This is a genomic window from Pseudomonas sp. FBF18 (assembly GCF_024261405.1).
Lineage (GTDB): Bacteria > Pseudomonadota > Gammaproteobacteria > Pseudomonadales > Pseudomonadaceae > Aquipseudomonas > Aquipseudomonas palmensis.
This window is the reverse complement of the sequence record NZ_QKRS01000013.1, coordinates 151,175-162,423: the sequence shown is the minus strand read 5'-3', so window position 1 is coordinate 162,423 and position 11,249 is coordinate 151,175. Positions and strand designations below refer to the sequence as shown.

Below are 11,249 nucleotides of genomic sequence, written 5' to 3'. Positions count from 1 at the left end.
CCAAGGCCAGGCCGTTCGCTTCAATAGCGAGGGCTGGATTAACGCGACCGATGTGGCCAAACGCTACGGTAAGAAGCCTGCCGAATGGCTGCGCCTGCCCGAGTCGCTCAAGTACATGGACGCGCTGGCCAGACACTTAAATGTGGGGGAATCCCACCTTTTAGTTCGAAGCGCAAAGGGTCGAAGTGGCGGGACCTGGCTTCACCCAAAGCTGGCGGTCTCATTCGCCCGCTGGCTGGACGTGGATTTTGCCGTCTGGTGCGACCTCCACATCGATGCGCTCCTACGCGGCGAGCTAAACGAGAAGCAGCAGTTCGACCTCGCTTGCCGGGCCTTGGACGATGCCAAGGAGGTCGCCAGCCTGAGCGGCCGAGAGCTGGCCCGATGGCGGAACAAGAAGCCAGGCTTGGTGCACCAAGTCGAATATTGGCGCGATCAGCTTCAGATGACCCTGGGTCTCGATGCGGCGTGACTAGAGCGCGGATCCTCGGTCCGCCATGAACCAACTAAAGGGAAGCAAAATGTCTGATCAAGTAAAACGCGACAAGCAGGCGGTGATTGATGCGGTAGTGGGTGGCGAACTCGCCGGCCTGGCTTCTGCGCTGAAACGACTGTCTGACAGTAGCCCGTCGGAATTCCTTGGGGCTTGTCAAGACCTGCTCAATGCCGAACAGCGCAAGCAGTTCCCTCTGCTTGGCTTTTGCCGTCTGCCCGACGCCTACCATGCTGATGGCGTGGTGTTTGGCGCCACTTACACCAGTGGGGATTACCTCTGTAAGTGCGCCCACCCAGTCGGTACCGGCCTGCCGATTGCCGAAGTGCGCGTGATCGTCGAGGCAGCCCGGCAGGAATACGACAACTCGGTGCTCAAGCGCGTGACCAAGCTCAAGGAGCAGTTTGAGCAGATGGACCGACTGCTGGCTGGACATTCCTTTGCCGACAGCAAGCTGCTCAGCCTGGCTCACGTTGAGCTGGTGAAAGGCCAGGCGCTCCTGATTGCAGCTATTGCAAAGTAGCCCGACTTAACACCCATCAAGCCCCGCCGCGTGCGGGCTTTTTCGTTTCTATCCAAGAGGAAAACACCATGGCCGCACGCTTCCCGCTGCCGAACGGCGCTATCGTTGAGATCGCCATGACCCTGGGGACTGCCATCCCCTTCACTGCAATTTCCAACGCTGCGCCGCCAGTTCTGACCGCCGAGGACCATGGTCTCAACACGCAGGACGTGGTGCTGATCGACTCCGGCTGGGCCAAGCTCACCGACCGCGCTGCTCGGGTGGCCAACGCGCTGACTGACAGTTTCGCGCTGGGCGGTGTGAGCACCGCTGACGTGGATACCTTCACCCCCGGTGCCGGCCTGGGCTCCGTCATCCCCGTCACCGACTGGGTGCAGATCTCCAAGGTCACCGGTTTCACCCCATCCGGCGGTGAACAGCAGTTCCTGACCGTCGGCTACCTGGAGGACGACGATGACCGTCAGATGCCAATCAACCGCAACCCGATCAGCCTGGCCATTGTGGTCGAGGACCAGCCCACCGCCGCCTATGTTGGCGCTGTAGAGGGCTTCGACGAAACCAAGGAGCTGACTGTGGTGCGCCTGAAGCTGCGCAACGGTGACCAGATTCTCTATCCGGGCTATGTGAGTATCACCACCACCCCAACCATGGAGCGGAATAACCTGATGACCCGCACCATCAGCGTAGGCCTGTCCGGCCGCCCATTGCGCTACCTGAAAGCGGCCTAAGGAGACCCCCATGGCGAAGATCAAGATTGCGCAGAACCCGACGTTCACCGGCGTGGTAAAGGTTCCGCGTTTGGGCGGTGAGCCGGAGTCGGTTGAATTCGAGTTTCGGTATCTCGACCGTGATGCTCTGGCGGATCTATACGACGGCTGGAACAAGGCCATGGAGGCCAATGCCGAGAAAGCCAAAGCCGAAGACTGGACCCTGAAACAGTACACGGCCTCGCAGATTGAACTGCAGGTCGAGCAGGTCAAGGCTGTGGTTGTCGGATGGGCCTTCGAGGACGAGTTCTCAGACGAGGCAATCCTTGCCCTGGTGAAAACCTGCACCGGTGCTCCCCAGGCTGTCATCAATGCCTACCAGGAAGCGTACAACCCGGCTCGCCTGGGAAACTGAGGGCGGCGGCCCGGTCGCTGTATGAAAGCGGCCCGTCCGCCAACCAGCTGGCCGCGCTGGGTCTGACGCTGGACGACATCGAGGAGGAGTTTGTAGAGATCTGGCCCGACTCTTGGCGGTCCTTCCTGCTCTTCGAAGCTATGGGTACCCAGTGGCGCTTGGGGCAGGGCGGGCCGTCCGGCCTGGATTACACCGCAGTGCAGGCTACGGCCTCGATGCTGGGTATTAAGCGTCGCGATCTCGGTGGGATCTTTCCTGACTTACGAATCATGGAGCATGAGGCTCTAGCTGTTATGGCGGAGGCGCGAGAGTGAACGCCAACGGATGCGGCAACGTGATAAATTGCGAGCATTATGGAAACAGTCCGGAGGAAAGGATGTTCTTTGTCAGATTCGTGGTACTGGCGTTCTGCGCTGCGTTCAGCGTGTCTATGGGTCGAGAAGTTGCGCTGAATTCGTTGGGGCAGGCTATTGCGTTCAGTGCGGTCATCTTTGTGCCGGCGCTCTATCTCCTTCCAACCTATGAGGCCTGGTCTAGAAAGCAGGCGAATCTGCAGTCGATCGCAGCGCTTAATCTTTTTCTTGGCTGGACCGTAATCGGCTGGGTTGGCGCGCTCATCTGGGCCTTCAAAAAGCCCGAGCCTTCGGTTCACCCCGTCATCGGTGCAGCTGCCCAAGATTCGATTCATCCAGCTCAAGCCCCTGCTGAATACAAGGTTTGCCCATTCTGCGCTGAGCAGGTGAAGGCGGCCGCGATCAAGTGCAAGCACTGCGGTAGCGATCTCCAGATTGCGTAAGCTGCCGCAGCTCGCCTAAACAAGCCGCCTACGGGCGGTTTTTTGTTGTCCGGAGATAATTATGACCACCATTGCCGATCTTGGAATCCGGGTTAACTCCGGCGATGCGCTGGAGGCGGCCGACAACCTGGATCATCTGGTCGATGCCGGTGGAAAAGCAGAGGTATCTGCTGGAAAGGCCGGAAGGGCCTGGGAGGTCGCGCTTCAAGGCATGCGCGGCGATACTCGTCAGATCGTTACCGAACTGCAGGCGCTCAATGCGAAGCAGGGCGAATTGGCCCAGCAGATGACGACTGTAGGCCGCGCAGTGGGCTCGGCTTCGGCCGCATTCACCGCGGCGGCAGCAGGTCTCGCGTCGATGCGGTCAGTCGCGGAGCAGGCAGGGCAAGCCCAAACCGCCCTGGGCAGCTCTACCGATGAAGCAGTACAAGCTGGTCGTCGCGCATCTGAAAGCGCAGAGGAACAGCAAGCGAGAATCCTCGCTGTAGCCCGCGCATCACTGGAGGCGAGCGATTACACCCAGACCCTTGCCAGGGCCACGCAGCAAGCGACCGATGCCAGCCGGCAGGCGAACAGCGTCCTATCTGATCGTGCAACCCAGCAGGCCGCTGTAGCGTCCCGCGTACAAGCGATGATGGCGACCGAAGAGCGCCTTGCGAACTCTAGTCAAGCGGCAGCCAATGCGCAGCGCGAACAATCGCGTGAGCTCGACGCTTTGCTCGGAAGAATCGACCCTACTGTGGCCGCACTAGGCCGTCTGGACGAAATGGAACGCAGGCTGCAGGGCTTTCAGTCGTCCGGCGCATTGGATAAGGACACGTTCGTCGAATACAAGACCAGAATCGACCAGGCACGAGAAGCCCTGGGAGGGGCTGACTCGGCCCTCAGCAGAACAGGAATGACCGCCAAGGCTACGGCCGCGGCCCTGCGTAACGTTCCAGCTCAATTCACCGATATTGTGGTCTCGCTCCAAGGTGGGCAAGCACCGCTTACCGTTCTGCTGCAACAAGGCGGTCAACTCAAAGATATGTTCGGGGGCATTGGTCCGGCTGCAATGGCCTTGGGCGGCTACGTCGCAGGCCTGGTTACCCCATTCACCGTGGCCGCGGCCGCCGTGGCAGGTCTTGGCTACGCATTCTATAAAGGGTCAGAGGAGGCAGACGCATACAACAACTCACTAATCCTCACTGGCAGGTCCGCTGGTCTCACCTCTGATCAGCTTGGTGCCATGGCCAGGCAGATCAGTTCCACGGTTGGAACAACCGGCGCTGCTGCCTCGGCGCTGGCCAGTATCGCGGGAGGAGGGAAGATTGCTGGTGATAGCTTCCAGCAGGTAGCCCAGGCTGCAGTATCGATGGAGGAAGCAACTGGCCGCGCGGTATCGGATACGGTTGCCGAGTTCGTAAAACTGGCGGATGACCCCGTCAAGGCCTCGGCATCTCTGAACCAGCAGTATCACTATCTTACCGCCTCGGTGTATGACCAGATCACTGCCCTGGAGCGACAAGGGCGTCATGCTGAAGCAGTGAAGCTGGCGACCGACGCTTTTGCTGATGCGATCAATGAGCGAACCCCGAAGATCATTGAGAACCTGAGCTTCTGGGAGCGCGGTTACAATGCCGTGGCCAAAGCCGCGGACCGATTGAAGGATATTGGCCGGCCAAACATTGATGATGACATTGCGCGCATGGAGGCCAACCTGGCCAGCGCCCAGCGTGGCGATGTTGGATTCTTCCAAGACCGGCAACAGATGGTCGAGTACTACACCGACGAGCTTCAGTTCCTCAAGGACAAGAAGGCGGCCCAGGAAGAAAACGCCAAGTACGACAAGGATCAGGCCGACGCTGAGGAGCGAACGCAGAAGGCCATGGCCAGGGCAGACGCCTTGGAAAAGTCAGCATGGACTAACGCTCGCAAGCGTACAGAGGCGCTCAAGGAGTACGAGCGGGCGCTTGATGTCATTCGTCAGAAGAGTCCCAACGACTCACGACTAGCGGCAGACACCGTTGCGAGGGTGCGCGCAAACATCGCTGAGCAGTACAAGGATCCGAAAACCGCTGCGTATCGTGAAAGCGCAGGCACCCGGGCGCTTGACCAAGCTCGTCAGCAATATTCGGTGCTCCAGCAGCAGAATGCCCTGATCGGCGCGCAAGTTGGCGAGCAGCAGAAACTTGGGGAGGCCGGCCAGGCCCTAGTGAAGTGGGAGCAGCAGCTGGCGGACATCAAGGGCAAGAAGACCTTGACCGCCGACCAGAAGTCGCTGCTGGCCAACCAGCAGCAGATCACCGCTCAGCTCCAGAAGAATGCCGGGCTGGAGAAGGAGATGCAGCTGCGCAAGGTTGCCACTGAAGAGGCGCAGAAACTTGCCGCCTTCCAGGGCAACCTGAACAGCCAGCTGCAGCGCGCATCGCTCGGTCTCGACAGCAATCTGGCCAGCATGGGGCTGGGTGATGTCGCCCGGCAGCGCATGCAAGAGCGGTTGAGCATCGAGCAGCAGTACCAGCAGCAGATGGACAACCTCCAGCAGCAGCGCAACGAAGGCCGAATAAGCGAAAGCCTGTATGAGAAGGAAAATCAGGCCCTGCAGAAAGCCCTGGATTCGCGTTTGGCGAGGCAGGAGAAGTACTACCAGGATTTAGACGCCCAACAGCAGGATTGGTCGCTTGGCGCGCGCTCGGCCTTCTCCACCTACCTCGAGCAGGCCAGGGACGTCGCCGGCCAGACTCGCACGCTGTTCGGCAATGCTTTCACCAGCATGGAGGACGCGGTGGCGAACTTCGCCATCACCGGCAAGCTGTCGTTCGCCGACTTCACCAAGTCGATCCTGGCGGACATGGCGCGGATTGCCACCCGGCAGGCTGCCTCAGGGCTACTGTCGAGCATTGCCGGCAGTGCGCTCGGTTCGTGGTTCAGTGGAGCTGGTGGCGCTGCAGCTTCGGCTGGGTCGACGCAGGCCGGATACGGCCCGCAGTTCATGGACAACTTCGTCTCCGGCCAGCGCGCTGCTGGTGGCCCGGTAGCGGCGAATTCACTGTACGAGGTCAACGAGCTGGGCCCGGAGCTGCTTAATCAGGGAGGGAAGACCTACCTGATGATGGGGGCCGAGGGCGGCACGATCACGCCGCTGGGGGCTGGGCCTACTTCAGCTGCTGCGGCTGGCGGTGGCGGCTCTACGTCCATCTCAGTCAATGCGCCTGTGAGCATCAGTGTTCCGGATAGGAGCGGCGAGGGAATGGAACTGGACCAGGGCCTACTGCAGCAGAACATGCAGAAGCAGATGGAAATCGCTGCCCAGAAGGCCGTCGCGGAATCTTGGCGACCGGGCGGAATCAGCCACCGAAACGCAACGCGGAGAACCTGATGGCCATTGAAACCTTCCGCTGGGCTACTGAGCGCGGCGAGACCCCTGATATCCAGTACAGGGTGCGGGATTCTCGCTTCGGCGGTGGATACCGACAGGTCGTCGGCGATGGCCCGAACAACAAGGAAGACAGCTACCCGGTGACCATCACCGGCAGGAAGGGCCGGGTGCTGGAGGTCATGGCCTTCTTCGACCGGCATGCCGGTGCGAAGGCGTTCCTCTGGAGTACCCCCCTCGGCGAGCTAGGCCTGTTCACCTGCGCCGATCCAAAGCCGACCCCTATGGGCGGTGAGCAATTCAAGGTCACCGCCACCTTCCAGCGGGCCTTCCACCCGTAAGGAATCCTTATGTCACTGATCAAAGACATCCAGTTGCTCCAGCCGGGGAGCGAAGTGCTGCTGTTTGAGCTGGACGGCTCGGACTGGGGGGCTGATGTTCTGCGCTTCCACGGCCACGCCATCCCCCATACACCTGAAGAGCTGGCGGCGGCCGGCGTCAACGCAGACCAACTGCCGGCCAAGTCGATCTGGTGGCAGGGAAATGAGTACGGTGCCTGGCCCATTCAGGTCGACGGTATCGAAGCGAACTCGGATGGTACCGCAGTGCGGCCGACGATCTCGGTCGGCAACGTCAACGGGCGGATCACAGCCTTGTGCCTGGCCTTCGACAACCTGCTGGAGTTCAAGCTGACGATTCGGCAGACGATGAGGCGGTACCTGGACCCGATCAACTTCCCGGGAGGCAACCCAGAGGCAGACCCGACCGAGGAAGCGATTGAGGTCTGGTACATCGACCAGAAAGTGTCGGAAAACGGCACCGCCGTGTCGTGGGAGCTGGCCAGCCCCGGTGATGTCGGCGGCGAGAGCATAGGCCGCCAGATGACCCAGCTGTGCCACTGGGCCATGACGAACGGCTACCGGGGGCCGAACTGCGGGTACACCGGGCCGTACTTCGACTTCGACGGCAACCGCACGGATGACCCGGCCAAGGATCAGTGCAACGGTTGTCTCGACACTGGCTGCGTGGTGCGCTTCGGCCAAGGCAACCAACTGCCCTTCGGCGGCTTCCCTGCCGTCTCCCTGATCGCCAGGAGCTGATCATGCTGAAACACATCCTTGCTGCCGTGCAAAAGCACGCTGCGGCGGAGTACCCGCGCGAGTGTTGCGGGCTAATCTTGGCCGTGGGCCGGAGGCAGGTGTACCTCCCTTGCGCGAACGTGGCAACCGAGCCGACCGAGGAGTTCCGCATTGCGCCGGAGCAGTACGCCGGCGCGGAAGACCAGGGGCAGGTGATCGGCGTCGTTCACTCTCACCCGGACGCCACCAGCAGGCCTTCGCCGCGTGACCTGGCCATGTGCGAGGCCACCGGGCTGCCTTGGCACATCCTGTCCTGGCCGGAAGGTGACCTGCGGACGATCACACCCACCGGCGAAACCCCGTTGCTGGGCCGGCCATTTGTGCACGGCGCCTGGGATTGCTGGCAAGTGTGCGCCGACTGGTATCAGCGGGAGTGGGGGCTGGAGTTTCCGGCCTATACCCGGGTGGACGGTTGGTGGGAGCAGGTAGCCGGGCCCAGCCTGTACGAGCAAGCCTATGAGGCGGCAGGCTTCTACCAGGTCGACCGACCACAGCGCGGCGACATGATCGTCATGGCCGTAGGGCGCACCGTGCACCCGAACCATGCCGGTATCTACCTCGCTGGCGACCCGAAATTGCCGGGTGAGCAGGCCGAACTGTACGGCTCCGGGCCGTTCTTGCTGCACCACCTGTACGGAAGGCCGTCCGAGGTCATCATCTACGGCGGCCCCTGGCATGACCGGGCGCGCCTGATCCTGCGCCACAAGGAGGCCCGATGAGCACCATCGTCTATGCACCCATGACCATCATCAAGCTATCCGGATCGCTGGCCCAGAAGTTCGGGCGCACCCACCGCCGACAGATCGATAGCGGCGAGGTGTGGGAGGTATTCAAGGCCCTGAAGGCAACGCTGGAGGGGTTTGAGGCCGAGATCCAGCGCCTGGATGGAATGGGTTTGCGGTTCGCCGTGTTCCGCAACCGCAAGAACGTGGGCGCCGAAGACTTCGGTCGCGGCGGCGCGCGCGAGGTGCGCATCGTTCCGGTGATCGGCGGTAGCAAGCGCGGCGGCCTGCTACAGACAGTGGTCGGTATCGCTTTGATCGCTGCGGTCGCGATTTTCGCGCCAGCCGGCTTGGGGGCCATCGGTGCTGGCGGTGCCTGGGGCATCACTGGTGCGGTTGGTGTTTCGCTGGCCATCGGCGGCGTGATCCAGATGCTCAGCCCGCAGGCCAAGGGTCTATCGATGAGCGCGTCCCCAGAAAACAGGCCTTCCTATGCCTTCGGCAGTGCCAACAACACCACCGCCAGCGGAAACCCCGTTCCAATCTGTATCGGCGAACGCCGGTGGGGTGGGGCGATCATTTCCGCGTCCATCTACGCCGAAGACAAGGCGTAGCCTTAGAACAGACGACAAGCCGCCATCGGGCGGTTTTTTATTGCCCGGAGGAAAGCATGGGCGCAGCACTCCCACCTGACGTCACTGGCGCCAAAGGCGGCAGCAAGAAGCCCAAGGCTCCCTACGAGGCGCCCGATAGTCTCCGGTCTACCAACATCGCCAAGATACTTCTGGCTGTGGGCGAGGGCGAGTTTGACGGCACGCCGACCGACCGCGACATCTACCTCGACAACACACCGATCATGGATGCCAGCGGCAACGTGAACTTCCCTGGCGTGAAGTGGGAGTTCCGTCGCGGCTCGGTTGAGCAGGACTACATCCAGGGTATCCCAGCGATCGAGAGTGAAACGTCTGTCGGCGTTGAATTGCGGAGCGATCAGCCGTGGACTCGCGCACTGAGCAACACTCAGCTCTCGGCAGTGCGCCTGCGCTTCGCCTGGCCGCGACTGCTTCAGCAAAACCCAAGCAATGGCGACACGGGTGGCTACACCATCGAGTACGCCATTGAGATCGCAACTGACGGTGGCGCTTTCGTCGAAGCGAACCGCGGGGCGGTCAGCGGAAAGACAAGCAACGGCTATCAGCGGTCGGTTCGCGTCGATCTGCCTCCGGCAACTTCCGGCTGGGTGATGCGCGCACGACGCATCACACCGAACGCGAATACCGGGACCATCGCCGACACCATGACCGTGGCGGCTTACACCGAGATCATCGATCAGAAGCTGCGTTATCCGAACACCGCGCTGCTCTACATCGAGTTCGACGCTGAGCAGTTCCAGAACATCCCGTCGGTAACTGTGAAGTGCAAGGCGCGGCGCTGGCCAGTGCCGACCAACTACGACCCGATTGCCCGCACCTATACCGGTACCTGGGACGGTACCTTCAAGCAGGCCTGGACCAACAACCCTGCGTTCGTCACCTATGGCCTGTGCGTGGAAGACCGGTTCGGCTTGGGCAAGCGCATCAAGTCGTGGATGGTCGACAAGTGGGAGATGTACCGCATCGCCCAGTACTGCGACCAGCTTGTACCGAATGGGGTGGGCGGGCAGGAGCCGCGATTCCTGTGCGACCTGAACCTGCAGGGCAAGGCCGAGGCCTGGACGCTGCTGCGTGATCTCTCTGCCATCTACCGAGGCATGGTGTACTGGGCGCAGGGCGCGCTGTTCATGCAGGCCGACATGCCACGCGCACAGGACTTCGACTATGTGTTCACTCGCGCGAACGTCATCGATGGCGAGTTCACCTACGGCGGCGCCGAGCGCAGCACGCACTACAGCCGGGCCCTGGTCAGCTACGACAACCCCGGCAACAACTACGATACCGATGTGATTCCGGTCACCGACCTGGCGCTCCAGCGCCGGTACCAGGATCGCCCAATCGAGATCTCGGCTATTGGCTGCACCAGGGCCAGCGAGGCCCAGCGCCGCGGCAAGTGGGCGCTGCTGAGCAACAACCAGGATCGGACTGTCACCTTCAAGACTGGCATGGAGGGCCGCATCCCGCTGCCTGGTCACGTCATCCCCGTGGCAGACGAGTTGTTATCTGGGCGTCCAAACGGTGGCCGTATTGCAGCGGCAGCCGGGCGGGTGGTGACCCTTGACCGCGACACACAGATCAAGGCCGGCGATCGCCTGATCATCAACCTGCCCAATGGAAGCGCCCAAGGTCGCACCGTGCAGTCGGTCGCTGGGCGCGCCGTGACCGTGACCACGGCCTACAGCGTGCAGCCCGAGCCGGAACTACAGTGGGCCATCGACGCCGACGACCTGGCCATCCAGCTGTTTCGCGTCCTGAAGACTGCGCGCACCGCAGAGGGCGAGTACGAGATCACCGGGCTGGAGTTCAACCCAAGCAAATTTCCCGCGATAGACACCGGCGCCAAGCTGGAAGAACGCCCAATCAGCGTCATCCCGGTGACCACTGTTCCGCCGCCGGCGAGCGTCACCCTGACCTCGGACTACGCGATCAGCCAGGGCCTGGCCGTCAGCACGATGACCATTTCCTGGCCTGCGGTGGAAGGGGCCGTGGGATACGACGTCGAGTGGCGCAAGGACAGCGGCAACTGGATCAGGCTGCAGCGCACCGGCACGGCCTCAGTCGATGTGGTCGGTATCTACGCCGGCCAGTACCTTGCTCGGGTTCGAGCAGTCAGTGCGTTCGATATCTCGTCGATCTGGCGAGACTCGATGCTCACCGAGCTCAAGGGCAAAGAGGGCCTGCCTCCGGCGGTGTCGTATCTGAACGCATCGAGCGAGCTGTTCGCGATTGGCTTGCGATGGGGCTTCCCTGAAGGCGCAGAAGACACACAGCGTACCGAGATCTGGTACAGCCCAAGCAACGACCTGTCGGTGACCACCAAGCTCACCGACCTGGCGTACCCGCAACAGGACTACACGCTTCAGGGCCTCAAGGCGGGCGTGTCGTTCTTCTTCTGGGCGCGCCTGCTCGATCGCACCGGCAACATCGGGCCGTGGTACCCAGC

General features: G+C 61.9%; 12 protein-coding genes. All 12 read left to right on the top strand.

Annotated elements, in window-relative coordinates; genetic code table 11:
• On the top strand, positions 1-472 hold a 472-nt coding region (locus tag DN387_RS19615), incomplete at its 5' end, for a KilA-N domain-containing protein (protein WP_254506221.1).
• A gap of 49 nt (positions 473-521) precedes the next feature.
• Positions 522-1,016: a hypothetical protein gene (locus DN387_RS19610; RefSeq protein ID WP_254506218.1), complete on the top strand. Its 495-nt coding sequence runs from the start codon at positions 522-524 to the stop codon at positions 1,014-1,016.
• Positions 1,017-1,084: 68 nt separating this feature from the next.
• Entirely contained in the window at positions 1,085-1,744 is a 660-nt protein-coding gene (locus tag DN387_RS19605) for a phage tail protein (protein ID WP_254506215.1), read from the top strand.
• Positions 1,745-1,754: 10 nt separating this feature from the next.
• Positions 1,755-2,138, top strand: a complete 384-nt coding sequence (locus DN387_RS19600; RefSeq protein ID WP_254506212.1) for a phage tail assembly chaperone — start codon at positions 1,755-1,757, stop codon at positions 2,136-2,138.
• Positions 2,139-2,200: 62 nt separating this feature from the next.
• On the top strand, positions 2,201-2,452 hold the full coding sequence (locus DN387_RS19595) for a DUF1799 domain-containing protein (protein ID WP_254506255.1): 252 nt from the start codon (positions 2,201-2,203) through the stop codon (positions 2,450-2,452).
• Positions 2,449-2,934 carry a superinfection immunity protein gene (locus DN387_RS19590; protein WP_254506209.1) on the top strand — a complete coding sequence of 162 codons (486 nt, stop codon included), beginning with the start codon at positions 2,449-2,451 and terminating at the stop codon, positions 2,932-2,934. Before DN387_RS19595 ends, DN387_RS19590 begins: the two co-directional genes overlap by 4 nt.
• A gap of 61 nt (positions 2,935-2,995) precedes the next feature.
• Positions 2,996-6,295 (top strand): phage tail tape measure protein, encoded by a 3,300-nt coding sequence (locus DN387_RS19585; protein WP_254506205.1) that lies wholly within the window; start codon positions 2,996-2,998, stop codon positions 6,293-6,295.
• Positions 6,295-6,633: a phage tail protein gene (locus DN387_RS19580; protein WP_254506202.1), complete on the top strand. Its 339-nt coding sequence runs from the start codon at positions 6,295-6,297 to the stop codon at positions 6,631-6,633. Before DN387_RS19585 ends, DN387_RS19580 begins: the two co-directional genes overlap by 1 nt.
• A 9-nt stretch (positions 6,634-6,642) precedes the next feature.
• Positions 6,643-7,392, top strand: coding sequence for a phage minor tail protein L (locus DN387_RS19575; RefSeq protein WP_254506199.1), 750 nt, complete (start codon positions 6,643-6,645; stop codon positions 7,390-7,392).
• Positions 7,393-7,394: 2 nt separating this feature from the next.
• Positions 7,395-8,150, top strand: coding sequence for a C40 family peptidase (locus DN387_RS19570; protein ID WP_254506196.1), 756 nt, complete (start codon positions 7,395-7,397; stop codon positions 8,148-8,150).
• A complete protein-coding gene (locus DN387_RS19565) occupies positions 8,147-8,767 on the top strand; it encodes a tail assembly protein (RefSeq protein ID WP_078479711.1) in 621 nt (206 codons plus the stop codon). The genes DN387_RS19570 and DN387_RS19565 overlap by 4 nt, the downstream gene beginning before the upstream one ends.
• 56 nt (positions 8,768-8,823) lie before the next feature.
• Positions 8,824-11,249: host specificity protein J (locus DN387_RS19560; protein WP_254506192.1), on the top strand; the 2,426-nt coding region annotated here is incomplete at its 3' end.

What these genes read in the sequence shown, in the direction of transcription:
- DN387_RS19610 (WP_254506218.1), top strand. Translation starts at nt 522, where the DNA reads ATGTCTGATCAAGTAAAACGCGACAAGCAGGCGGTGATTGATGCGGTA.
- DN387_RS19605 (WP_254506215.1), top strand. Translation starts at nt 1,085, where the DNA reads ATGGCCGCACGCTTCCCGCTGCCGAACGGCGCTATCGTTGAGATCGCC.
- DN387_RS19600 (WP_254506212.1), top strand. Translation starts at nt 1,755, where the DNA reads ATGGCGAAGATCAAGATTGCGCAGAACCCGACGTTCACCGGCGTGGTA.
- DN387_RS19585 (WP_254506205.1), top strand. Translation starts at nt 2,996, where the DNA reads ATGACCACCATTGCCGATCTTGGAATCCGGGTTAACTCCGGCGATGCG.
- DN387_RS19580 (WP_254506202.1), top strand. Translation starts at nt 6,295, where the DNA reads ATGGCCATTGAAACCTTCCGCTGGGCTACTGAGCGCGGCGAGACCCCT.
- DN387_RS19575 (WP_254506199.1), top strand. Translation starts at nt 6,643, where the DNA reads ATGTCACTGATCAAAGACATCCAGTTGCTCCAGCCGGGGAGCGAAGTG.
- DN387_RS19570 (WP_254506196.1), top strand. Translation starts at nt 7,395, where the DNA reads ATGCTGAAACACATCCTTGCTGCCGTGCAAAAGCACGCTGCGGCGGAG.
- DN387_RS19565 (WP_078479711.1), top strand. Translation starts at nt 8,147, where the DNA reads ATGAGCACCATCGTCTATGCACCCATGACCATCATCAAGCTATCCGGA.